This window comes from Myxococcus sp. CA051A, from assembly GCF_013336705.1.
Classification (GTDB): Bacteria; Myxococcota; Myxococcia; order Myxococcales; family Myxococcaceae; genus Myxococcus; species Myxococcus llanfairpwllgwyngyllgogerychwyrndrobwllllantysiliogogogochensis.
In genome coordinates, this window is the sequence record NZ_JABUMS010000023.1 from 85,005 (window position 1) to 109,354 (window position 24,350).

The window sequence follows — 24,350 nt, forward strand, 5'->3', positions numbered from 1 at the left end:
GCTACTTCGAGTCAGGCACGCCCGCGGCCTTCTTCACGGCCGCGCGGATGCGCGTGTACGTCCCACAGCGGCAGAGGTTGCCCGCGAGCGACTGGTCGATGTCCGCGTCCGTGGGCTGTGGCTTCTTCGCCAGCAGCGCCGCCGCGCACATGAGCTGCCCGGACTGGCAGAACCCACACTGCGGCACGCCCAGCTCCACCCACGCGCGCTGGAGCGGATGGCCCCCATCGGGAGACAACCCCTCGATGGTGGTGACCTCGCGCCCGTCCGCGCGACGAATGGGCGTCACGCACGCGCGCACCACCTGTCCATCCAGGTGCACGCTGCACGCGCCACACAACGCCTGACCGCAGCCGTACTTCGTCCCGGTGAGGCCGAGCACGTCGCGCAGGGCCCACAGCAACGGCATCTCCGGGTCGACGTCCAGCTCCTGCTCGACTCCGTTGACTCGCACCCGGATGCTCATGGCCGTACCTCCTCGCTGGGGCACTGCGCGCCCGTGGCCACCCAGGCCGCGACCAGCTCCCCGAACCTCGCCTGGGTCCCCGGCGCCGGCTGCCTGCCCGAGCCCGGAGCCCATCCCCACGCCACCAGCTTGTCATGAGCGTTGTGCTCGACCAGTTGCTCCAACGTCTTGCCTCCGTTCCGCGCGGGGTCCTTGAGCTGCTCACACAGCTGGCGGGGGCTCTTGCCCACCCAGGACATGGAGCGCGGAGCCAGGTGCCAGTTCGGCGCCCCCGGCACCCGCGCGAGCTCCAGGTTCCGCTCCTGGTGACACCCCGTGCACTCCATGCCCACGACCCCCTTGTCCTCGGGGCCTCGCGTCACCGGAGGGTTGTGGAGCATCTCACCGGAGTCTTGATAGGGGCTGTCGCCGTCGGGGTGACAGTTCGAGCAGCGCGGATGGAGGTAGACACGACTGGTCTCCAGGAACAGCGCGCGTGAGCGCTGCGCCGGGTCCTCGATGCGCTGGAACATGTCCAGCGAACGCAGCTCGCGCGCGTCCACCGGAGGTAACGACTCCCATCGCGCCGCCTCGGAGTCGGGCTGACGCCGACATCCTCCGGCACTCGCGAGGAAGACCACCGAGGCCATGACCGGAAGAGCACGCATCATCGCGACAAGGTTCCGGCATGTCGCCCGTCACCACAAGCCGAATGTTCCGGGGCACGCGCCACTCAACGAAGGTGGGAGTCACGCCCCTGTTTCGCGCCTCACCGCGAGGCCGGGTCTCGCGGACGCCGCGAGTTCGCCCGCGTGCGGCGGGAGCGACGCACGGGCGGCGCGGGCGGAGCGATGCGCGGGCTCTGCCGAGGCACCTCGGACAGATAGGACACGGGAGTCCTCCCCACGCGAGGCTTGCTCGGCGCGAGAGGAGCCATCATCAGCAGCCAGAGGAAGTCATACATGGACGCGGACCTCAGAAGCCTCGGAACAGGGGACGGCCGTGGGACAGTCCAGCCCAGGGAATCGCGAATGAGACCAGGAGCATCGCGAGCAGGAGGCCCAGGGCCCACAGGCGGTGACGCGACACGGGTGCTTCCGCGCGCTGACTCAGCGCGGACGCCACGTGCACGGTGGCGAGCGCCAGCAGCATCAACGTCGGATGCTCGACACTGAAGAACCGGAGCGAGGGAACGGACAGGCTCGCGCGCAGCCCGCCCTCCAGCGCGGGGGGCGTGAAGGGACTCAGGCCGAAGTAGAGAATCATCCCCAGCAACATCTGGGTATCGAAGGCGGAGACCGCGAGCACCTGGAGCCGCCGGTCCGCGGGAGTCCAGGCCCCGCCGCCGAACCAGCCCCGCAGGGCCTTGCCCAGCGCGAGCAGGACGAGCAGCACCACCGCCCAGCGCAGCCACGAATGGATGAAGAGCACCACCGGGTACGCCATCGCACTCACCGCTTCGCCTCCGACGAGGACCGGCGCTCGTGGCGTCGTCGCCGAATGAAGAAGCGCGGGAGCGAGACGGCGCGCGGCAGGGACATCGAGCCTCCGACGCCTGTCACCCTACCGGACCGCGCGCGCCGCCTCGTGCGTCTTGGTGACGCACCCCGCGTCAATCACTGCCGCACGGGGTGCTTGGATAGCTTTCGCTGAAGGCTCCTGCGTTGGATGCGCAGCAGCCGAGCCGCCTGGGAGATGTTGCCACCGCAATCCGCGAGCACGCGCTGGATGTGCTCCCACTCCGCGCGCGCCAGGGACGGCACCTGATGTTCCAACGCCACGGCCTCGCCCGCTGGCAGCGTGGCCCCCGCGAAGGCGAGCAGGATGTCGTCCACGTCCACGGGCTTGGAGAGGTAGTGCGTGGCACCCCGCCGCACGGCCTCCACCGCGGTGGCGATGCTCCCGTAGCCGGTGAGGACCACCATCGTCGTGCGCGCATCCAGCGCCTTCAGCTCACGGACCAGGTCCAACCCGGAGCCGTCCGGCAGACGCAGGTCGATGACGGCGTAGCCAGGGCGCAGCACGGGCGCACACTCGAGCGCCTCCTTCGCGCTGCCCGCGCCATGCGCCGCGAAGCCCTTGCGACCGAAGGCCTTCACCAGTCGCTCGCGATAGGGCTCGTCGTCGTCGATGACGAGCACCACGGGGGACACCTCAAGCCGCGGCATGGACAGGCTCCCTCCGGCACGGCAGGTCGAGCGTGGCGCGCGTTCCCTTGCCCTCTTCCGACGACAGCTCCAACCGTCCGCCGCACAGCTCCGCGAAAGTCTGTCCCAGGAACAAACCCAGCCCCATGCCCTGCCCCGCGGGCTTGGTGGTGAAGAACGGCTCGCCCAGGCGCGCCAGCACGTCACGCGGAATGCCCGTGCCCTGGTCCTCCACCACGAAGGTCGTCCGCCCCGCGTCGCCGCGCACGCTCACCGTGACAGGTGACTGGGAGGCGTCACTCGCGTGCAGGCCATTGCGCACCAGGTTGGCCAGCACCTGGACCAGTCCGCGCATGGGGAAACACAGCGACAGGTCCGGGCCCTCCGCGAAGCGCAGGCGCGCAAGCTCCCCCGCGGACAGCTGCTCGCGAAGGCGCTCCAGCACGACGCTGGTCGTCGTTGGCTCCGGCACCTCGCCATAGGTCTGCCCCGCCCGCGCGCTCATCCGCTCCAGGATGTCGCGACACCGCTCCACCTGGTCCCGGATGAGGCGCGCGTCCTCGAGCGCCTCGTGCGGCTCCTCCAGGATGAGGGCCTCCAGCTCGTTGGCCGCGATGGCGATGGTCCCCAGCGGCGTCCCCAGCTCGTGCGCCGCGCCCGCGGCCAGCGTGCTCAAGGACGCCAGCTTCTCCGCGCGCACCGTGAGCAGTTGGGCACGGACCAGGGCCTCCTGCCTGTCTCGCAGCGCGGCTGACACCCGCGCCACCATCAGCGCGATGAGCATCACCGTCAGCGTGAAGGCAACCCACATCCCCAACACATGTCGCGAGTTCGCCGGCATCGAACCGGAGACATGCGCCAGCTCCCGCAGCGGGACATGGAAGTTGACCAGGAGCGCGGGCCCCAGGATGGACAGGAGCGACAGGCCGAAGGTCCAGCGAGGCCCCAGCACCAGCGCCGCCAGGGCCACGTGCACCAGGTACAGCATGGCGAACGGGTTGTCGGGGCCACCGGACAGCGCGAGCAGCGCTGTCAGCAGCATGATGTCGAACGCGAGCACTCCTCCCAGGTGATGGGACTTCACCACCGGCGCGCGGCGGAGCCACAGCGCGAGGAGCAGGTTGGATACACCTGTCGTCGCCACCACCGCGAGCAACGGCATCACGGGGAGGTCCAGCCCCAGCACTCGCACGGCCACGAACACCGTCAGCGCGGTGCCCCCGACGGCGTGCCAGCGCAGGCGCACCAGCCAGCCCAGGGCAATCGCGCTGGACGACAACAGGTCCACCACGTCCTGGGCGGAGCGATGAAAGGCGGAGCGCGGCGACGGATGTCTCGACCACAAGGGGCCGCGCGGGGCCGCCTGCGAGTCGGTGGGCGGGCGGAACACGCCTCTTCTTACCCCGGGAGTCCCCTCCTCGCGAGCGCGTCAAGTTGACGCAGGGCCGCGCGTACACCGGACCAGGGAGGCGGGACACGGGGCCCCTGCTTCCCTGGCCGGTGCGGGTCCGACGACGCTCAGTGGAGAGTCGTCAGACAACCACGGGCTGTCAGATGTAGCCCATCAGCTCACCACGGTCCAAGGCCTCGCCCTTCGAGGTGTAGGACGAATACCAGGACGTGTTCTTCGTCCCGTACTGGTCCTTCTGGAAGTGCGAGTGCGCACCGGTGGCGTTGCCGGTGCCGCCCAGGTTGCCGACCTGGCAGCGGTTGCAGGTGCGGTCATAGGAGTCGCTGGTCTTGATCCAATGCCACTGGCGGAAGGACCAACCACTGCCGAGGTTGAGCAGCGCCTCGTTCTGGTTGCCGCTGCCATTGCCATTGCAGACGACGCCGGAGGTGCGGACCGTCACGTTCCAATAGACGGTGGCGGAGACGCCCGTCTCGGCGCCCCAGTAGTTGCAGCGCGAGTTCGCGACGTCCACGGCACCGTGGTACGTGCCGCTGGAGTAGTACGTGGTGGCCGTCACCGTGCTGGGGTACGGCGCGACGGCGGTGTAGGCGAGTGCGGCGGTGGGGAGGGCTACCAGGGCCGTCAGCGCCGCGAGGCGCGACTTGGGGCTACGCATCGTTGTTCCTTTCGGGCCGCCCATGCGGCCCCCAGAAGGACTGCTGCTCATCGAGCCTGCTGCAACCGCTGCTTCTCCCTCAGGATCAGGCTCCACTCCTGAAGACCCGTACTCAATGCTCGAATCCACGCGTCGACCTCCGGCACGAGGCGCGGGTCGACGTTGCGCAAGCCCCGCAGCTCCGGCACCGCGCTGGCGAAGCCCAGCCGGGCGAGGCTCTGGAGGATGGACGTGCGCACGCCCACGTCCGACTCATCGCGGTACAGCGCCACCAGCGTCTGGCGCGCGCGGGACATCTCCGGCGCGGGCACGCCCCCCAGCGCCTTCGCCGCCGCCGCGCGCACCTCCGCGTCATCGCCGCGCAAGAGCGTGTGGAGCTGCTCGGCCGACTCCTTGCTGATGGCCGCCGTGGAGATGTTGCCCAGGATTCGCGCCGTCACCTTCGAATCGCTCGAAGCCGCAGCCGCCGCCACCGCCGTGTCCGATGCCGGCCCGTGGAACCCCGCGTAGACGAACTGGTTGTCCTCGATGAGATTCGTCGCGGCCTCCATCCGCACCTCCGGCGAGGCATCGCGCACCAGCCGCGAGTACAAATCCCCGGTGTGCTCTTCCGCGCTCGTGCGGCGCAGGGCCCGCGTGGCGGCGGCGCGCACGGCGGGGTCCGCGTCTTGCGAGGCCCGCTTCCCCACGAGCTGGAGGGTGGCCACGCTCTCGCCCCGGTCCGTCTTCGCGGCCAGCGCCGCCGCCAGGTGTTCCACCATGAGGGGCTCCGTCTCGCGCTCGAAGGCCGCGCGAAGCTGCTCCTCTGGCAGCGTGACGGCGGACTCCTTCAGCAGCTCGCGCAGATAGCGTCGGTATGCCGGAGACTTCGACTGGAGCCCGCGCCGGATGGAGTCCATCAAGCCCTCGACGGAGCATGTCTCCGGCTGGAGCGCGGGTGGAGGGAGCGGAGTCCCCGTCGCCTGGGCGAGGGACGGGGAGGGAGCCAGGAGGGACAACGACGTCAGCAGGCAGAGCGCCCGGGCCAGCAGGAAGGTGCGCGTCATGGAGAGCTCAGTCGCGGTGGAGGCAGCCGTAGGGGTCCTGGTCCGCGAGCGCGAGCCACACGCGCTCGAAGTCGACGACGCCACTGGCGTAGATGCGCTCGAAGTCCTGGTACGTCGCCTGGAAGCGCGGGTCGACGAGCGCCATGTTCGCCATGACGGGCAGCGCGTCCTTTCCGGCGGCGCGCGCGGAGAAGCGGAACAGCGCCCAGCGCACGCACACGTCCTTCTCCGGCTCGAAGGCGCTCGCGAAGGTCTCCAACACCTTCGCCCGGTCCTCGGACAGCGACAGGTTGTGCGCGGCCGCGCCGCGTCCGTCGGGACTGCCCTCGGTGGTGAGGACCTTCGCGTAGCCGTCGGTGGCGCTCGCGTCCAGCACCGGCGCGGTCTCCATGGGCGTCGACAGCGCCATGTACCGAACGTGCTCGTCGAGCGACTGCGTGCCGATGTTCAACAGCTTGTCCAGGTATGGCGCCGCGTTCGCGGTCCGCTCATGGTCGTTCTTCATCACCCGGGCGATGGTCCGCGCCGCCGCCCAGCCCGCCTCGCCCGACGCCGGGTCCTTGGCGAAGTCCGTCAGGCGCGTGAGTACCTCGGGCGACAGCTGCTTCTGCGTATCCAGCGACGACAGCACCCCGGCACGCCGCTCCGGCTCCAGCGTCGCGTCCAGCCCCAGCTCGACAATCTTCCGGGAGACCTCCGGCAGATGGACGGCCTCCGAGTCCTTCAGCGCCATCGCGAAGACCTTGAACTCCTTCGGCCCCGCCTCGCGCGTCCACCCCAGCACCTCATTCGCCCGACCCGCGTCGTTGCCGATGAGCTCCGTCAGGCGCTCCTTCAAGTACATGCGGACCAGCGGGTCCCTGGAGGAGAGCAGCGGCGCGGCCCACTCGCGGAACGTGTCGAGACTCACGCCTTCGTTGAAGCGCTCCAGGTCCTTCCAGCAGGTGGTGGCGTCGTACCGGGGCGCTCCCGCGGCGGCCTCCTCCCCTGCTTCAGCGCCTGGAGCAGCGCCTGCCTTGACCGGCCCACGGCGTGAAGGGGCGACACCGGAGGCGGAGCCTGGCTCCACCGACTCGACCGGGGCGACGCCGTCGCCGCCACGTCGGGCGACGAGCCCCACGGCCAACAACAGGAGCCCACCGCCCAGCAAGGCGATGGCTCGGCGACGAGTGAAACGCGAAGGCCCGTCCGGGGGTGTGGGACGCGAAGACGATTCGGGACTCATGCCCCGCCGACCCTACTACCGGACTCCTCGCCTTCCTTTTAATTTCTTAAAAATCGGAAAAATCCGTCCCAATCCAACAAACGGGCAGTCCTGTCGCCAACGCCCGGAGTGTGTGTTTGAGACATGTGAGCCGGCTCACGGGGCCGAGGGTGGCACCAGGGAGCTGGTCGCCATCAGCAGGTTGCCGGAGGCGTCCTTGGCGAGCGCGTACAGCTTGATGGGGCCCTTCACCGAGGGGACCTTCACGCGCCACGAGCCCGGTGTGGCGCCGGGCGTGGAGCGCAGGCGGATGACTTCGCCGCGCTCGAACCGGGTGGCCGCGCCCCGGAAGTTGTAGGCGAAGGAGATCTCCAGCGGCTTGTCGTCGGCCGGCTTCGCCTCGAGGCGCACGTCCGCCCAGGTCCCCGTGGGCTCCTTCTTCACGCCCTCCACGGTGAGGCCCTTGATTTCGGGCAGGGGCGTCGCCGGCTTCTGACCGGAGTACGCCTCGCGCACCGCGTGCCACGCGGGCCGCGTCGACTTGCCCGACAACATGCCGAGCCAGAGGCTGGTGTGGTCGAACGTCGAGCTGAAGTTGAAGACGAACAGGCCCAGGCAGTTGCCCGCCTTCACATGGGGCGCCAGCGCGTTGTTCCACGCATCGACGATGACCGCGTACTTCTCCTGGTCATCCGGCTCGCGGGCAATGCCGTGGACGTCCTTGGGAGCCTCCCACTCGCCCTGCGCGCCGAACTCGGTGATGAGCCAGGGTTTGGTGCCGCCCTCCTTCTTCAGCGCGTCCGGAAGCGCATGGATGCCCCGGCCGTAGACGTTGAGCCCATACGCGTCGAGCGACGGGACGAACTTCTCCCACCACTTCACCGCGAGCACCCACGCGTCCACGGAGATGACCGGGTGGTTCGCGTCCGACTTCTTGATGTCCTGGACCACGCCCTCCAGGAAGCGCGCGTAGGCCTCCTTCGCCGCGTCGCTGGGGCTGTTGAGGATGACCTCGTTGCCCACGCCCCAGGCCAGCACCGCCGGGTGGTCCTTGAAGCGCCGCACGCTCTCCAGTGTGTCCGCGCGCTGCTTCTTCATGCCCGCCGTGTCGGTGAGGTAGTCGAAGGAGTCGTCATCCTCCGCGCCGGGCTGGCCGTGCCGCATCCACAGCCCGACGAGGACCTTGAGGCCGTGTTTGTGCGCGGCGTCCAGGAGCAGCGGCGTCTCCGCGCCCACGCCCCAGGTGCGCAGCGTGTTGACGCCCAGGGCCGCCAGCTTCGCGCAGTCCTGCTCATACGCGGCGGAGCTGCCACTGCCGCTGAAGGTGACACCCTTGGCGACATAGGGGCGTCCATCCACCTGGAGCTGCCATTGCCCGTCCACCCGCAGCAGGGCGGTCCGGGCCTCGGCGGCCAGGGCCGGACACAGCACGAACGCACACAACAACAGCAGGACGCCGCGAGTGGGGTGGAAGCGAGGGGCCATGGGGCGTGGATGGTAACTCCTTTCAGCTCCCATTTCCGGCATGCCACGAAATCTCGGAGAAGGAATCCCAGGCTCCCCGTTCAGCTCGCCAGCAAAGGAGCAACCACGATGAACTTCTTGGGAAGCATCCGCCGGAGCCGGCGGCGAGTCTGGGGAATGGCCTGCGCGCTGGTGCTGGGCGCCTGTGGAGACAGCACGCCACCAGGAGACGATGGGACATCCTCGGAGCTGGAGACGGGCACCACCGCGCAGCCGCTGGCCTTCTCCTCGCCCATGGAGTTCTCGGAGCTGCGCGGCCTTCCCGCGGCGCCCGCGACGATGGACACCACGGTGGGCGAGCTGCTCTCGGTGCTCCCCAGCCCCCGCTTCGACGACCTGCGCGGCGTGCTCTCCGGGCGCCACATGCCCACCGACAAGGTGCGCGTGCTGACGTCCTATGCCCGCGACTATCCCGTGTTCCTCAAGGGCAATCAGGCCCTGCTGCCCCACGCGGACGGTGTCGTCGCCCTGCAGAACCCTGTCGTCAACTGGCAGACATTGCCCGGCAACGCCTGTTCATTCAGTCACGCGTGCGCCAACCTGTTTGAGGTCTCCGAGCAGGACCCGACCCAGCGCAAGTACGCGGCCGTCGTCGTGGTGGCCCCCGTCGTCGAGCTGGCGGGCCCGGTGGACACGGGCGGCGCGACGCTCGTCATCGCCTCTGGCGCCTACACGTCCCGAGGCTTCCCGCTGCGGACCCTTCCCGTGGTGCGCACCGCGCAGGCCGACCCGGACCCGACCGACGCGATTGTCCCCCCCGGACGCAACGGGCAGAACAGCGGCAGCTTCGTGCTCTACACCAACGTCCTCGACGGCGTGCGCGTCAACACCACGGGCGAGCGGGGCGAGGACGGCTGGCTGGGCGCGGATGGCCCGCCGATCGCCATCTCCCACACCATCACCGGCAACAACGGTCCCGACCCCAAGCTCAACTGCACCGGCACCATCGTCAAGCCGCCGCAGAACGGCAGCAACGGCGGCAACGGCGGACGCTCCGGCGACGTCGTCATCCGCTACACGTCCCTGCGCGGCCCCGGCCTGGTCAACGAGCCGAACAAGGCCTCCCCGGTGACGCCCGAGCAGTGCTTCATGGACGAGGCGCTGCACTGCCAGAGCCTGCGCTGTCGGTGGAACCCCGCCATCGCCCTGTGTGATTTGCTGACCGAGGCGGACAACGCCCAGTGCGCCGACGGCATCGACAATGACCACAACGGCTTCGCGGACTGCCAGGACTACGCCTGCTCCAAGAACCCCCACGTCACGGTGTGCGCTGACGCGTCCTGGGGTCCCATCCAGAAGGAGTCCTCCGCCGAGGCCTGCAGCGACGCCAAGGACAACGACGGAGATGGCGCCGTGGACTGCGCGGACACCAAGTGCCGCCTGCGCGGCTTCTGTCAGCAGTCGCGTCCGTCCAACAGCGAGTTCTCCGAAGACGCCTGCGGCGACACGCTGGACAACGACGGCGACGGGTACGTCGACTGCGCGGACTACTCGTGCCTGAACCACTCGACGACGTGTGGAGCGCAGGGCGAGGGCGGCGACGAGGAGTGCCGCGACCTGCTCGACAATGACGGCGACGGGCTGGGTGACTGCTCGGACCCGGGCTGCCTCGGCAATCCCTACTGCGGCCTGGGCCCCGCGCTGGTCCTCACCAGCGGACTGGAAGAAGCGAGTGACGCGGCGTGCGCGGACGGCCTCGACAATGACTTGGACGGCCACAAGGACTGCGCGGACTACGAGTGCCGCTTCAACCCGCGCGTGCTCTCCGCCTGCGGCACCGAGCGCACCCCGCAGGCCTGCTCGGACGGCCTGGACAACGACGGCGACGGCAAGACGGACTGCCAGGACTCGAACTGCGCGAGCAATCCGTACGCGAAGGTATGCGAGCCGGACGACTACCCCTTCCTCCAGGAAGCCACCGCTGCCACGTGCAGCGACGGCGTGGACAACGACGGGGACAACTGGACGGACTGCTATGACTTCCAGTGCAGCAACAGCCCGCTGACGGGAAGCGTCTGCGGCGCGCAGGAGAACACCTATGCGCAGTGCACGGACGGGCTGGACAACGACAACGACGGGTTCAAGGACTGCGCCGACGAAACCTGCCGCAACAGCCCCTTCATCGGCGACCTGGCCTGCAAGAATAAGGTGCAGACCTTCCACGACGTGTCCCTGTCGGAGTCCTACAACGGGCGCTACGTGGACACGCGCGCGGAGCTCGTCACCGTGGCGCCCGGCGGCGGCAAGAAGGGCCTGGGCGGCAACCGCCCCTCCAAGACGGTGACGGTGACGGTGCTCGAGTCCCCTCCGGGCACCTGTGAGCACTGGGAGACCTACCTGTGCATTCCCCGGGAAGAGCAGCGCACCTGCTTCCTGGGCACCAAGTCCACCGCGGGCGTCGCGGGCACCGCGGGCATCGCCGGGACGCAGCGCATCCTCCGCTCGGCGCGCCGGGACGTGGACATGCTCCGCGCGCTGCTCGCTCCCCAGTCATGGCGGGTGAACCAGGCGAACGGCAACACCCTCTTCAAGCGCGGCGAGCTGGAGCGGGCCGCCTTCGTCTACACGCAGAACATCATGGAGATGGGGGGCATCCTCGCCCAGGCGGGCCTCGTGTGTGACGAGCCGCTCGGCGCGCAGGCGCCCTTCTCATCCGCGTACCTGTACGGCGCGCTGTGCCCGCTGATGGCCCACGACGTCACCCGCCTGAGCTACCTCCAGGGCCAGCGCAACTTCTACGGTCTGGCCAGGGAGACCCCCTTCAACTCGCACCTGCGCTACGAGCAACTCCGCGCGGAGTTCGACTCGCTCTACGACGTGCTGGACAGCTCCGTGAACCAGTGGCTCGCGCTCTCCAATGGCATGCAGTTGTCCGCCTGGATGACGCAGAACCAGGTCGCGATGAACGCCGAAGTCATCGCGCTGGAGGCCCAGGAGGCCGCGGACAGCCAGCGCATCACCGCGGCGAACGCGGCGCTGACCGCCCTGCAGACGTCCATGAACAACCGCAAGGCCGCCATCACCCAGCTCACCGAGAGCATCCAGGCGACGGACACCCGCATCACCAACCACTACAACGCCAACAACAAGGACTTCGCGGACTTCGTCCTGGACGTCATCGGCAAGGTGGCCGCCTCGTACGGGGGACAATTCGCCGCCGACCTGGTTGGGAATGGCGCGGAGAGCATGTGGAGTGAGATGAAGAAGAGTTTCAAGTCGGAGGCCAGCGCCACGCCCGTGCCCGGCGCGGGGTCGACGAGCAGCGCGAGCACGTCCTTCCACTCCCAGGTGTGGGAGGCCCTGAAGACCAGCGGCGCCGAGGCGGCCAAGAGCAAGCCCTTCAAGGACACGCTGAAGACGGGCGGCACACTGCTCTGGGACATCATCAACGGCAACCAGAAGAACCCGGCGCGCAGCGTCATCTCGGACGAGGTGAAGAAGGAAATCCTGGCCCAGTCCCAGGTGGAGATAACCCTGGACCTGCTGGACCTTCAGGCCCAGCTCATCAAGGCCCAGGCGGACTACAAGCTGGCGCTGATGGAGCGCGACACGACGCTCCTGCGCCAGCGCAACGCGGTGGCGGCGCGCGACGCGCTCAACGACATCCTCCACTTCAGCAGCGGCACGGAGCTGCGGAAGTTCGACCAGTTGCTCATCGGCCAGCAGGTGTACGCACGGGCGCTGCGGACGTTGGACCAGCTCACGATGCGCTACTGGGAGCTCATCCGCGTGGCGGAGTACCAGTACCTGCCCTTCGACCCGAGCACCGGTGAAAGCGCCATTCCCGTCTCCTTCCGCGACAACATCGACTTCCATCTGGGCAACTACCCGGACATGAAGACGCGGCTGGTGGAGGGCCTGGACAGCCTGGCCTCGCACACCGTGCAGAGTCCGGCGCAGTACTACCGGCGCCTGCCCGCCAGCGCGTTCCATGCGCTGTCTGTCAACGAGTTGGAGCGGCTCAAGCCCCTGGGCGAGCTGGTCAACGGGACGACGACGTACCGGGGCGCGCGCTTCCAGGTGACGGCGACGGACCTGGCGGCCTCACCGGACCTGACCCTGCGCAAGGGCCACCGCGTGCGCAACGTGCGCGTCAACGTGGTGACCACCAGCGGCGCGACGGCCAACGTGTCGGCCGTGCTGGTGCGCGACACGATGGATGGCTTCAAGCTCGGCAACCACTTCGCCGAGTTCGAGCTGCTGAGCAAGGACGACTACACCTCCGGAGGCAACCGGCAGGTGCTGCACTACGTGCCCTTCTCCGCCTGCGCTTCCGGCCCTCCGGCGTGCGACCTTGCCAACGCGACCTGCACCACGCCCTTCCAGTCGGCCTCGTTCACGGACTCGTGCAGCATCGCCCTGGGCGGTTCCACCCCGGCCACCAACTCCTTCTATGACCGGAGCCTCCTGGGTGAGTGGACCCTGCTCATCGACACGACGAGCTTCACCAACCTGGGTGAGGTGCGCGCGGCGGAGGTCGTCTTCCTGACGCTAGGCAGCGTCATCTGATGCCGGGATGACTCCGGGTGCGGGCTCGCGACCAGGCGGGCCCGTGCCCGGAGTTTGGGGTGGCTCCCACGCTCCGGGTGCCGCAGCATGCGGCCCATGGAGACTCCCAAGCCCGTGCCGACGGCTCTCACCATCGCCGGCTCCGACAGCGGTGGTGGCGCCGGCATCCAGGCGGACCTGAACACCTTCTCATTCCACCGTGTCCACGGCACCACCGCGCTCACGGCCATCACCGCGCAGAACACCCGGGGCGTCACCCGCGTGGACGTCCTGCCCGCCGCCGCCGTGGCCGCGCAGATGGACGCCGTCGTCGAGGACCTGGGCGTGGGCGCGGTGAAGACGGGCATGCTCGTCAACGCCGAAATCATCTCCGTCGTCGCCTGGCGGCTGAAGGCCCTGAAGCCCGGCCCGCTCGTGGTGGACCCCGTCATGGTGTCCCGCGCCGGAGCGCGCCTCATCGACGACTCGGCCGTCGGCGCCTTGAAGGAGCACCTGCTTCCCCTCGCCGACGTCGTCACCCCCAACCGCCATGAGGCGGAGCTGCTCGCGGGGATGGCGCTGAACACGCTGGACGACATGAAGGAGGCCGCGCGGCGAATCCACGGGCTCGGGCCGCGCGCGGTGCTCATCAAGGGCGGAGGCATGTCCGGGGAGCTGCGCGGCCTGGACGTCTGGTTCGACGGCGAGCGAATGGAGACGCTGTTCCTGCGCGCGGTGAAGACGCACAACACCCACGGCACCGGCTGCACGCTGTCCGCCGCCATCGCCGCCTGGCTCGCGCTGGGGCAGGACGCCCGCGAGGCCACCCGGCGCGCCAAGGCCCACGTCACCGCCGCCCTGGAGCACCCCCTTGCCCTGGGGCGGGGCCATGGCCCCTTCAGTCACTTCTCCCCTCTGGGGACACCCTCCTGACGCGGTCCGGAAATCCTCCGGAAATAGGCTGTCGATTCGCCTCCCTCCCGTTCGATTCCTGGGCGGGAGCGTCTGCTCCCCCAACACCGTGAGGACCGACCCATGAAGTACCTGCTGATGATTTACGAGAACGAGAAGGCCTGGGAGTCGAAGTCCAAGGAGGAGTCCGAGCAACTCCTGGGTGAGTACTTCGCCTACACGGACTCGGTCCAGAAGAGCGGCAACCTCATCGCGGGAGAGGCGCTGCAACCGACGCAGACAGCGACGACGGTGCGCGTGCGCGACGGCAAGCGGCTGACGACGGACGGGCCTTTCGCGGAGACGCGGGAGCAGCTCGGAGGCTTCTATCTGGTGGAGGCCAAGGACCTCGACGAGGCCATCGCCCTCGCCTCGCGCATTCCCAGTGCGCGGCTGGGCTGCATCGAGATCCGCCCGGTGTGGGAACTCTCCGAGTCCGCGGGCTGAGGCCCGCTGCTCGGGCCCCGGGGCGGTGCCTCGGGGCCTGGGTGGAGTCTCCATGACGGACCTGCCGTCGCTGCTCGAACAGACCTGGCGCGCCGACTATGGCCGCATCGTGGCCACGGTCATCCGGGTCATGGGCGGAGACTTCGGCTCGGCCGAGGAGGTGGTGCAGGAGGCCTTCGAGGCGGCGCTCCTCCAGTGGCCGCGCGAGGGTGTGCCGAAGGAGCCTCGGGCGTGGCTCCTGCGCGCGGCGAAGAACAAGGCGGTGGACCGGGTGCGCAGGGGGGCCCGGCTCGGCGCGCGCGTGGATGCGCTGGAGGTCATCGCGCGACTGGAGCAGGAGCTCGCCTCGCCGCTGGATGGGAGGGACTGGCAGGACCATCCAGATGACTCGCTCCGGCTGCTGTTCACCTGCTGCCACCCGGCGCTGGCGGAGGACATCCAGGTGGCCCTGGCGCTGCGCACGCTGTGCGGCCTGACGACGGAGGAAGTGGCCCGCGCGTTCCTGGTGCCCGCGGCGACGATGGCGCAGCGACTGGTGCGGGCGCAGCGCAAGATTCGCGACGCGCGCATCCCCTACGTCATTCCGGAGGCGGATGCGCTGGCCGAGCGCACCCGGGGCGTGCTGCACGCCATCTACCTGCTCTTCTCGGAGGGACATGCCGCGACGGAGGGCACGGAGCTATTGCGCACGGACCTGTGCGCGGAGGCACTGCGGCTGGCGAGGCTGGCGCGCTCGCTGCTTCCGCTCCATCCCGAGGTGGCCTCGCTGTTGGCGTTGATGCTGCTTCATCACTCGCGTCGCCGCGCGCGCGTGGCCGAGGACGGAGGGCTGGTGCTGTTGGACCGGCAGGACCGGAGTTTGTGGGAGGCCGAGGAGATTGAAGAGGGGTTGAAGCAGCTCGATGCGGCGATGGCGTTGGGCGCGCACGGGCCCTACACCGTCCAGGCGGCCATCGCGGCGCTCCATGCACGGGCGAAGCGTCCGGAAGAGACCGACTGGGAGCAGATCGCCGCTCTCTATGGACGGCTCACCGAACTGACCCCCGGCCCGGTGGTGGAGCTCAATCGCGCGGCGGCGGTAGCGATGGCGCGCGGCCCGGAGCAAGGGCTCGCGCTGGTCGATGACCTGGAGTCCTCTGGCAGGCTCACCGCGTACCACCTGCTGCCGGCGGCCCGCGCGGAGCTGCTGCGCCGACTGGGCCGCTGGCGGGAAGCCGAGGCTGCCTACCGACGGGCGCTCGCGCTGGTGCGCACCGAGCCCGAGCGGCGCTTCCTGGAGGAGCGCTTGCGAGAGGTGCTCGCGAGCCCCCCGTCATCCGACTGACGCGAAGCGGGCCTGTGCGAGAGCGTCGGGATTCGCCCGCGCGAGCCCCTCGCACGACAAGGGCCCGCGCGGAGCCCCTTGTCGGCCTGTCGTCATCGAGCGTCGTGCCTCAGTTCCAGAGCTCGCGCGAAAGGGTGTCCACCAGCGCCACGGCGACCTCAGGAGATGGCAGGCCGAGCTCGCGAATGAGGGCGGCATCGGTCGGCTCGGCCACCTTCGCGCGCAGTGCCTCCACGGCGCGCACCTGAGCCTCGCGCACGGCCGTCCGCTCGCTTTCGGGGAGACGCGGGCTCGCCCAGCGGTCAATGGCCCACGACAAGTCGGCGTGCCGCGTCTCATCCTCGGCGATGCGCGCCATGGCCTCGCGCACCTCGGAGTCCTCCGCGTGCAGGGCCTGGTGGTAGGCCACGAGGGCGCCGTACGTCTCGCGCACGCACCCCTCCACCGCATTGTCGAGCACCACCTCCGCGAGCGGCCTCGGAGGAAGCGCTGCCACCACGGCGGGGCTCGGCGTCGCGCCGTGCTTCCGGGCCAGACGGCCGCAGACCTCCGCGTGCTCCACCTCCTCCATCGCGCTGCGCAGCGCCGCGTCCTGGAGTTCGACGCCCGCGCCGTGCAACGCCAGCTCCTCGCGCAGCCGCAGGAACGCCTGGATGGAGGCCGCCTCCATGTGGGCGATGATGGCGAAGTGGTGTCCCAGGGCATCCGAGCAGTCGACCACGCCATTGGAGCGAAGCCCCGCGGGCCTGCGTCCGTCGCAGCTGCTGGGGCCTTTCTCCAGAATCTCGCTGCGCGTCTCGCGCACCTCACCCTCGGGCGAAACCAGCAGCACGTGCTGCGTCCACGGCCCTCCCCCCGCGCAGATGGTACCCGTGGTGGCGACCACGTTGTAAGTACCGTCGGCGTTCGCCTTCACGGCCCCGTGCTCCAGTTCGGAGCAACTCACCTGATAGGAACGGTCGCCCTCAGCGACGACGCGCAGCACCGCTTCCTGCGGCGTGTCGATGGTGCCCAGGAAGCTCAGGAGCGCCTCCAACGAGTTGTGCGCTGTCACCACGTCCCCCTGCGTGGTCGCGAGATAGTGCGTCACGCAGCTCAGGGAACGCTCGCCACAGCTCGTGCCGAAACCCGTCGTGGAGGTCAGGGCCTTGAGCTCGGAGCGACAGCTCGGTCCATCCGTGGCCGTCACGCAGCGAACACCCGAGGACGAAAGGGCGGACTCGGTGAAGGGCGGCCGCATCATGGTCGAGTAGACACGGCGCAGCTCGATGAAGTCCGTCGGCACCGAGGGGGAAAGGCCTCTGATCGCGAGGTTATTTCTAATGCAATCGGGTGGTGAATACCCATCAAGGTCCAGGCCGCCGCAGCCCGCCAGCACCAGGGGCGAGGCCAGCGAGGCACGCAGCGCTCGCGTGAAGATTTCGCGCAATCGATTCGAATTCATGGAGCATGATTCCTGTCGCAAAGAAGGTCTTAGTTCCAGAGCTCGCGAGTGAGCGTGTCCACCAGGGCCACGGCGACCGCGGGCGCGGGCAGGCCGAGTTCACGGATGAGCGCGGAGTCCGTCGGTTCGGCCACCTGCGCGCGCAGGGCCTCGATGGCGCGCAGCCGGGCCTCACGCACGGCCGTCCGCTCGCTTTCGGGGAGACTCGTGCTCGCCCAGCGGTCAATGGCCCACGACAGGTCGGCGTGCCGCGTCTCATCCTCGGCGATGCGCGCCATGGCCTCGCGCACCTCGGAGTCCTCCGCGTGCAGGGCCTGGTGGTGGGCGACCAGCGCGCCGTACGTCTCGCGCACGCAGCCCTCCACCGCGTTGTCGAGCATCACCTCCGCGAGCGGCCTGGGCGGAAGCGACGCCACCTGGGGCCGCTCCGGCGTCGCACCGTACTTCCGGGCCAGACGTCCGCAGACCTCCGTGTGCATCACCTCGTCCATCGCGCTGCGCAGCGCCGCGTCCTGGAGCGCGAGGTCCGCGCCGTGCAGCGCCAGCTCCGCGCGCAGGCGAAGGAACGCCTGGATGGAGGCAGCCTCCAGGTGCGCGATGAGGGCCAGGTGCCGCCCCACGGCATCCGCGCACTCGACGAAGCCTTCCGACTGGAGTCCCGCGGGCCGACGTCCCACTGAACAGCCCTTGTCGCCACGCTTCAGGACGTCGCGTTCCTTCTCGACCACCTCGCCCGAAGCCGACACCCCCAGGACGAACTGCGTCTCCTGGGTCCCCTCTCCGCAGGCGAAGCCCTGGGTCGCGACGACGTTGAAGCTGCCATCGCCGTTCGCCTTCACCGCCCCCCGCTCCAGCGTGGTGCAGCTCAGGGTGTAACCGTCAGCGAAGACACGCAGCAGGGCTTCCTGGGGCGTGTCGATGGCGCCCAGGAAGCCGATGAGTGCCTCCAACGAAGTCTTGGCCGCCACCGTGTCGCCTTCCGTGGTCGCCAGGTAGTACGACTCGCAGAACAAGTTGCAGACGGAGCGAAAGCCCTCCTGAGGTGCAAGGGCGGCGAGCTCCGCCTGACACGTCGCGGGCTGGGACGCCGTCGCGCAAGCCGTGCCCGAAGACGACAGCACCGTATGGAGGCGCGGGTTGCTGCTCCCGTCCCCGGTGTCCTGGCTCCGGCGGAGCTGCACCAGGTCCGGCTGGGTCGCCGGAGACAGGCCGCTCATCGCGAGCTTCCAATCGTCCTCACACACGGGAGGCGAGTAGCCCTTCAGGTCCAGGCCACCGCAACCGGCCAGCAACAGGGGGGAAGCCAACGAGGCTCGCAGGGCCTTCGCGAAGAGCTGGCGCAGTTGATTCGAGTCCATGAAGGCTCCCATCGAGTGAGCCTCTTTCAACAGCAATGATGGTGCCAGCGAGCTGTCACTCGGCGCGCAATCCGGAACGCTGACAAGCACACCCTGATTTCCCCCAGCCTGCTCAGAAACCTGAGGCGGGGATTGATCAACCCGAAGTCCTTCGGCGTCCAAGCGGGCTCACCATGACGCCACCTCGCTCCGGGCCCCCCTGTGCCCGGAAGAGGGGTCGGCCCACTCTCAGGCCCACACCCATGAAGTTCCGTTCCACCACACCCCTGTCTCTTGTCCTGTCAGCGTTTGTCCTCGGCGGCTGCACGAACCCGACCGACCTCTCGCCCCAGGCCGCCACATCCCAGCGCACCGGGACACGGCGCGTCCCTCACCACTACATCGTCGTGCTCAAGCCACCCGCGACCCAAGCCATGCTCCTGCCCCAGAAGGCGCGCGAGCACGTACTGAGCGTCGCCAGTACCCACGCGGCGAAGGTGAGCCGCACGTATGCCCATGCGCTCCAGGGCTTCGCGGCCGAGCTCGATGAAGCGAGCGTGGCGGCACTGCGCGCGGATGCACGTGTCGCGCTCGTCGAACAGGACGCCTGGGTGCGCCTGTACGCGGAGCCGAGGACGGACTCCTGGGGCCTGGACCGCGTGGACCAGGAAGACCTTCCACTCGATGGTCTCTACCAGCCCACGCACGGCGGCGCGGGCGTCCACGCCTATGTCATCGACACGGGCATCCGTTCGACGCACACGCAGTTCCTGGGGCGCCTGGGAGCGGGCTTCGACGGAGTGGACCCCGACGGTGGCGCGGAGGACTGCGACGGCCATGGCACCCATGTCGCGGGAACGCTCGGCGGTTCGACGTGGGGCGTGGCCAGGGCGGTGACGCTGCATCCCGTGCGCGTCCTGGACTGCGGCGGAGAGGGCACCGTCTCTGGAATCATCGAGGGCATCGACTGGGTCACCGCCCACCATGAGTCTCCCGCCGTCGCCAACCTCAGTCTGGGAATGGAGCCCTCGGAGGCGCTGGACCTCGCGGTCCGCAATGCCGTGGCCGCGGGCATCACCACGGTGGTGGCGGCGGGCAATCGCAGCGGCGACGCATGCGGTGGATCACCGGCCCGTACGCCGGAAGCCCTCACCGTGGGCGCCACCAACCTCGCGGACAGGAAGGCGTGGTTCTCCAACTACGGCGCCTGCATCGACCTGTTCGCGCCGGGTGACGAAATCATCTCCGCGGGCATCGCCGACGACAGCGCGACCGAGGTGCTCTCCGGTACGTCGATGGCCACACCGCACGTCGCGGGCGCCGCCGCGCTCTATCTGGAGGCGCACCCCACCGCCACGCCGACGCAGGTGATGGAGGCACTCGCGGGCGCCGCCATTCCGGGACGGGTGAAGGAGGCCGGGCCGCGCTCACCCAACCTGCTGCTCCAGGCCCGCCTCGCGCCCTCCCCTGGCGATGACCACCGCCCCTGGGCGCACCTGCTGACCCCGCTGCCGGGAACCACGGTCCGAGACACGCCGCGCGTGCATGTGCTGGCCTGGGATGACGTCGCCATCCGCCGCGTGGACCTCTGGGTCAACGGAGTGCTCCTCGCCAGCGACGACACCCGCCCCTTCGACTTCGCCTGGGACACGCGACAGGAACTCAATGGCCCCACCACCCTGGAGGTCCGCGCCTATGACACGGCGCTCAAGGCCCACCGGGCCGCGCCCGTGACGGTGACGGTGCGCAACCCTGGCATCGCCGACTACGACTCGACGCTCCTCGCCCCCCGATGCACCGCGCTCACGGCCTCGTGCGACACCGGGCAGCTCGTCCGGGGAATGGGAGGCGTCGGTCCGGAACCCCATGCGCCCAACACGCTCGGCGGCAGCTGCCCGGATGGAGAAGAGGGCACCTATCTCGTCACCGCGACGCTGGAGGGCCTGCGCATCACCAGCCAGGATGGCGGCCCCCTCACCGCGGGCAGGCAGGTGACGCTCACGGCGACTGTCTTTGGCTTCGTGCCGTTCCTGGAGGAGGTGAATCTCTTTCACGCCCCCGACGCACGCACCCCTCAATGGACACACGTCGCGAGGCTCCAGGTCGAGGTCCCCGGTGAACATGAGCTGTCCACCACCTTCACCCTGCCCGACGGAGGACTCCAGGCGATTCGGGGCGTGCTCGGAACCAATCCCTCCCACGCCAGTTGCGAGCCCGGGATGTGGTTGGACCACGACGACCTCGCCTTCTCCGTGGCGCGCCGGGGCCGCTGAAGCACGCTTGTGAAGTCTCGTCGTAGGGCCCGGGACGTCAGTGCGGTCGAGGCGTCCCCGGGCCCGCATCGAGCATGCGCACCACCACGATGCGACACGCTCCGCACACCACGCCCGCGCGCTCCCAGTGGACCTGGTCTTCCAACTCGCGGGCGTCCTCGGGCCCTTCCTCCAGCCGTTGGACCAGCTCCGCGAGGGCGTCCCGCTCCCCGTCTCCGGGCTCGTCACCGGAGTCGAGCAGGTCCTGCTCACCCTCCAGCACCAGGTTGAAGCGGTAGTACACCTCGCGGGGGCTCAGCGCGCGCCCACACGTCGCACAGTGCCGGGGTCTCGGCTCCGTCATCGCAAGTCCCACCCTCGCTCGAGTGAGCAGCAGCCATGGCAATCCGCCATCCCCAGCGTGGCACACTGCCACGCCCTCCCGACACCACTCCGTGAATTCAGGGAGATAGTTTGAGGCACGAGTATTGCTGAGTGGCCGCGTGGTGCTTGTCGCCCCTGGCCCCCCCACCACCGTGCCCCGAACATGAATGAGTCGTTTTCTCCCGAAGTCCCGGGGCACCGTGCCCTGGCGCGCCCGCGCAGCCTCACCCCACCCGGGAGACGGACGCTCTCTGGGGCGCTCGCCCTGCTCATGCTGTCGCTCGGTGCCTGTCGGGACACGCCTCGTGAGGAGCAGGAGCCCGGTGAGCAGGTGGAGGAGGCGCCCCATCCGGTCGGCCTCACCATCGACGCCATGGACAACGAGCAGCACGTCCTGCGCGGCGGCTTCCGGGTCGATGCGGGCGTCGTCCGGGTAGAGGTCTACGAGGGTTCGATGCTCCTCGGTGAGGCGGTGCTGGAGGGAGAGGGTCGGTGGAGCATTCCCTGGCAGCCGAGTCACGCGAGCGAGGCCCTGGAGGTCATCGCATATCACGACACCGGGACGGAGAACCGCACCCGGCTCGACTTCCAGCGCTTGAGCTTCACGTCGCCGGAGAGCCTGTATGCATCCGAGGCGCTCCTCACGCTGCCCACGTCACCTGACACGACGACGCGCTACACCCTGGATGGTTCGACTCCGGGCCCCTCCTCTCCCGTCTACACAGCCCCCCTGGCGCTGTTGAATCGGAGCGGGCAGCCCGCGCCGCTCAGCCTCATCCGGACCAACCCCGAGGTTTCGCCCGAGGATTGGCGCTGGAAGCCACCCACCCTGCCCGTGACGCTCGGCACGGTGGTGCGCGTGCAGCGGTTCGCGGGTGAGACGCCGGTGGAGACGGGGCAGGCGCGCACGTATCTCATTGGCCAGCGGCCCTACACGCTGCCCGTCCTGTCACTGGTGACGGACGCGGAGAACTTCTTCGACGCCGTCCGCGGAATCTATGTCCCGGGCCGCGTCTACGAGGAGACGCCTGGTGGGTTCGAGGGGTGGGGCACCGGCAATTACATGCAGGATGGCAAGGATTGGGAGCGCCCGGTCCACGTCGAGTGGTTCGAGGAAGCGGGCACGCCTGTGATTGCCCAGAACGCGGGGGTGCGCATCCACGGTTCGGGGAGCGCGGCGCTGCCGCAGAAGAGCCTGCGGCTGTATGCCAAGGAAGATTATGGCCCCGAGCTGTTCCAGGCCGACATCTTCCCGGGCCATCCGCTGCGCGACTTCAAGCGCCTGCTGGTCCGTACCTCGGGACAGGACCAGCAATACACCAAGCTCAAGGACTGCGTCTTCCAGGGCCTGCTGCGCGACACGACGCTGGCCCTCCAGGCCTGTCGGCCCACGGTGGTGTTCCTCAATGGCGAGTACTGGGGGCTGCATGAGCTGCGCGAGCGCTATGACGAGTATTACCTGGCGAGCCACCATGGGCTGAACCGGAAGGACATCGTCATCTTGGAGAATGCCGGCGACCTCGACACGGGGGAGCCGGAGGACAGCCTCCCGTACACGGAGCTGCTGACGTACGTGCGGGAGCACGACCTCTCCGTCCCCGAGCACTATGCACACGTCGTGGAGCGCATGGATGTGGAGGACTTCATCGACTACCACGTCGCGCAGCTCTATTTCGGCAACGAGGACTGGCCGGACAACAACGTCAAGTTCTGGCGCAATCGCGCGGGGAACGGCGCGACGGGAGCCGGGGACGGTCGCTGGCGCTGGCTGATGTACGACCTGGACGCCTCGTTCTTCGCGGGGCCGGAGTTCAACTCGCTGGGACGGCTCCTGCATGACGAGCGCCTCGGCGAGCCCTTCGTGGTGCTGCTGCGGAGCCTGCTGAAGTCGCCCGACTTCAAGGGGCTGTTCATCGCCCGCTTCCGCTGGCACCTGGAGAACACCTTCGCGCCGGAGCGAGTCGTCGCGTTTCTCGACGCGGCGGCGGCGCGGCTCGAGCCCGAGCTGCCCGAGCACATCGGGCGGTGGCGGTACCCGACCTCGATGGAGCGCTGGCGTGAGGACGTCCAGTTCATGCGAGACACCGCGCTGCGGCGACCGGCCGCGCTGCGCGGGTTCCTGGAGCAGGAGCTGGGCGCGCCGTAACGGGCCGAGGGCGCCCGCCCTTCCGCGCCCGGACGCTCGACGTCTCCATGCCACGCCGACCCGAGCTGGATGCCCTGCGGGGACTGCTTCTCGTCTTGATGACGCTGACGCACCTGCCCACGCGGCTGAACGCGTACAGCAGCCAGCCGTTCGGCTTCGTGTCGGCGGCCGAGGGGTTCGTGTTCCTCTCGGCGTTCCTCGTGGGGGGCTCGCACGCGAAGAGCTGGGACACACCCGTGCGCCTGTGGGCGAGCCTGCGAAGACGGGCGCTGAAGGTCTACGCGCACCATGTCGGGCTGTTGCTCTTCGCCTTCACCGTCATCGGCACGATGGGGTGGCTGGCGAACCGGCCCGCCATCCGCAACCTGCTCGACTTCTACCACCAGGAGCCCCTCACGGCGCTGCTGAGCAGCCTCGTCCTGCTGTACTGCCCGCCACTGCTCGACATCCTGCCGCTGTATGTCGTGCTGCTGTTCCTGACGCCGTTCGTGCTGCTCGCGGCGCGCGAGGCGGGCTGGGCGAAGGTGCTGTGCCTGAGTGGGCTCGTGTGGCTCTGGGCGCAGCTCGGATTGAAGCGCGCGCTGTACACATGGCTGGGAGACCTCACGTGGCTGCCCGTCAAGATTGACCAGTCCGGGGCGTTCGACTTGTTCGCCTGGCAGTTTCTCTGGGTGCTGGGCGTGTGGACGGGAAGCCAGCGGGCCAGGACGAAGGTGCCCCAGGGACGCGCATCCTCGGTGCTGCTGGGGGGCGCGTGGGTGGTGAGCCTGCTGTTCCTGCTGGCGCGGTACGAGGTGGAGCCCTTCGTGTTGCTCACGCGCCTGCCCGTGCTCCTGGACAAGTGGACGTTGGCGCCGCTGCGCCTGGTGAACTTCCTGGCGCTGGCGGTGCTCGCGGACCGGGGCTCACCGCGCGTCTATCACTGGCTGAAGCCGCGGGTGCTGGTGCTGCTGGGGAGCGCGTCGCTTCCCGTCTTCAGCGTCCACCTGGTGCTGTGCCTGTTGAGCCTGGCGCTCATCAACGAGAACGAGGCGCCGCTCGACAGCCTGGAGGAACTGGCCGTGCTGGTGGTGACGTTCGCCAGCATGCTCCTCGTGGCCGTGCGTCACCGGCGACGCACGGCGCTCCCGGGGTGATGGCGG

The 24,350-nt window shown here is 69.2% G+C and carries 20 protein-coding genes; 7 read left to right on the plus strand and 13 right to left on the minus strand.

The annotated features are described in order from the left end of the window. Position 1 precedes the first annotated feature (1 nt). From HUA74_RS40175 to HUA74_RS40220, 10 genes are all read right to left on the minus strand, one after another. Positions 2-466, minus strand: coding sequence for a (2Fe-2S)-binding protein (locus HUA74_RS40175; RefSeq protein WP_141642356.1), 465 nt, complete (start codon positions 464-466; stop codon positions 2-4). Beyond that, positions 463-1,116, minus strand: coding sequence for an Isoquinoline 1-oxidoreductase subunit (locus tag HUA74_RS40180; protein WP_141642357.1), 654 nt, complete (start codon positions 1,114-1,116; stop codon positions 463-465). Before HUA74_RS40180 ends, HUA74_RS40175 begins: the two co-directional genes overlap by 4 nt. A gap of 98 nt (positions 1,117-1,214) precedes the next feature. Beyond that, positions 1,215-1,409, minus strand: a complete 195-nt coding sequence (locus tag HUA74_RS40185; protein ID WP_174458827.1) for a hypothetical protein — start codon at positions 1,407-1,409, stop codon at positions 1,215-1,217. A gap of 11 nt (positions 1,410-1,420) precedes the next feature. After that, positions 1,421-1,891: a hypothetical protein gene (locus tag HUA74_RS40190; protein ID WP_174458848.1), complete on the minus strand. Its 471-nt coding sequence runs from the start codon at positions 1,889-1,891 to the stop codon at positions 1,421-1,423. Between the two features lie 170 nt (positions 1,892-2,061). Then, positions 2,062-2,613, minus strand: a complete 552-nt coding sequence (locus HUA74_RS40195; protein ID WP_174458828.1) for a response regulator transcription factor — start codon at positions 2,611-2,613, stop codon at positions 2,062-2,064. Next, positions 2,600-3,982 carry an ATP-binding protein gene (locus tag HUA74_RS40200; protein WP_141642360.1) on the minus strand — a complete coding sequence of 461 codons (1,383 nt, stop codon included), beginning with the start codon at positions 3,980-3,982 and terminating at the stop codon, positions 2,600-2,602. The genes HUA74_RS40195 and HUA74_RS40200 overlap by 14 nt, the downstream gene beginning before the upstream one ends. A gap of 160 nt (positions 3,983-4,142) precedes the next feature. After that, positions 4,143-4,661 carry a hypothetical protein gene (locus HUA74_RS40205; RefSeq protein ID WP_141642361.1) on the minus strand — a complete coding sequence of 173 codons (519 nt, stop codon included), beginning with the start codon at positions 4,659-4,661 and terminating at the stop codon, positions 4,143-4,145. A 47-nt stretch (positions 4,662-4,708) separates the two neighbouring features. Next, positions 4,709-5,707 (minus strand): HEAT repeat domain-containing protein, encoded by a 999-nt coding sequence (locus HUA74_RS40210; RefSeq protein ID WP_174458829.1) that lies wholly within the window; start codon positions 5,705-5,707, stop codon positions 4,709-4,711. 7 nt (positions 5,708-5,714) lie between these two features. Beyond that, positions 5,715-6,932, minus strand: coding sequence for a hypothetical protein (locus HUA74_RS40215; protein ID WP_174458830.1), 1,218 nt, complete (start codon positions 6,930-6,932; stop codon positions 5,715-5,717). A 135-nt stretch (positions 6,933-7,067) separates the two neighbouring features. Beyond that, on the minus strand, positions 7,068-8,396 hold the full coding sequence (locus HUA74_RS40220) for a glycoside hydrolase family 2 TIM barrel-domain containing protein (RefSeq protein ID WP_141642364.1): 1,329 nt from the start codon (positions 8,394-8,396) through the stop codon (positions 7,068-7,070). A gap of 108 nt (positions 8,397-8,504) precedes the next feature. Here HUA74_RS40220 and HUA74_RS40225 point away from each other — a divergent pair, with 108 nt between their 5' ends. From HUA74_RS40225 to HUA74_RS40240, 4 genes are all read left to right on the plus strand, one after another. Beyond that, positions 8,505-12,944 (plus strand): hypothetical protein, encoded by a 4,440-nt coding sequence (locus tag HUA74_RS40225; RefSeq protein WP_174458831.1) that lies wholly within the window; start codon positions 8,505-8,507, stop codon positions 12,942-12,944. 87 nt (positions 12,945-13,031) lie between these two features. Next, positions 13,032-13,856 (plus strand): bifunctional hydroxymethylpyrimidine kinase/phosphomethylpyrimidine kinase, encoded by an 825-nt coding sequence (gene thiD, locus HUA74_RS40230; protein WP_174458832.1) that lies wholly within the window; start codon positions 13,032-13,034, stop codon positions 13,854-13,856. A gap of 102 nt (positions 13,857-13,958) precedes the next feature. Then, a complete protein-coding gene (locus tag HUA74_RS40235) occupies positions 13,959-14,321 on the plus strand; it encodes a YciI family protein (RefSeq protein ID WP_174458833.1) in 363 nt (120 codons plus the stop codon). Positions 14,322-14,373: 52 nt separating this feature from the next. Next, entirely contained in the window at positions 14,374-15,645 is a 1,272-nt protein-coding gene (locus HUA74_RS40240) for an RNA polymerase sigma factor (RefSeq protein WP_174458834.1), read from the plus strand. Positions 15,646-15,754: 109 nt separating this feature from the next. On the opposite strand, the gene HUA74_RS40245 is transcribed toward HUA74_RS40240, so the two are convergent. Both HUA74_RS40245 and HUA74_RS40250 read right to left on the minus strand, forming a co-directional pair. Then, positions 15,755-17,089: a ferritin-like domain-containing protein gene (locus tag HUA74_RS40245; protein WP_174458835.1), complete on the minus strand. Its 1,335-nt coding sequence runs from the start codon at positions 17,087-17,089 to the stop codon at positions 15,755-15,757. Positions 17,090-17,118: 29 nt separating this feature from the next. Beyond that, a complete protein-coding gene (locus tag HUA74_RS40250) occupies positions 17,119-18,447 on the minus strand; it encodes a ferritin-like domain-containing protein (protein ID WP_174458836.1) in 1,329 nt (442 codons plus the stop codon). Positions 18,448-18,689: 242 nt separating this feature from the next. On the opposite strand from HUA74_RS40250, the gene HUA74_RS40255 reads away from it, so the two are divergent. Then, positions 18,690-20,699: a S8 family serine peptidase gene (locus HUA74_RS40255; protein WP_174458837.1), complete on the plus strand. Its 2,010-nt coding sequence runs from the start codon at positions 18,690-18,692 to the stop codon at positions 20,697-20,699. Positions 20,700-20,736: 37 nt separating this feature from the next. Here HUA74_RS40255 and HUA74_RS40260 read toward each other — a convergent pair whose 3' ends face one another. Next, positions 20,737-21,042, minus strand: a complete 306-nt coding sequence (locus HUA74_RS40260; RefSeq protein ID WP_141642372.1) for a hypothetical protein — start codon at positions 21,040-21,042, stop codon at positions 20,737-20,739. A gap of 291 nt (positions 21,043-21,333) precedes the next feature. Here HUA74_RS40260 and HUA74_RS40265 point away from each other — a divergent pair, with 291 nt between their 5' ends. Both HUA74_RS40265 and opgC read left to right on the plus strand, forming a co-directional pair. Continuing rightward, entirely contained in the window at positions 21,334-23,208 is a 1,875-nt protein-coding gene (locus HUA74_RS40265; RefSeq protein WP_254625474.1) for a CotH kinase family protein, read from the plus strand. Positions 23,209-23,255: 47 nt separating this feature from the next. After that, positions 23,256-24,344, plus strand: a complete 1,089-nt coding sequence (opgC, locus tag HUA74_RS40270) for an OpgC domain-containing protein (RefSeq protein ID WP_174458839.1) — start codon at positions 23,256-23,258, stop codon at positions 24,342-24,344. The last annotated feature ends 6 nt before the right edge of the window (positions 24,345-24,350 follow it).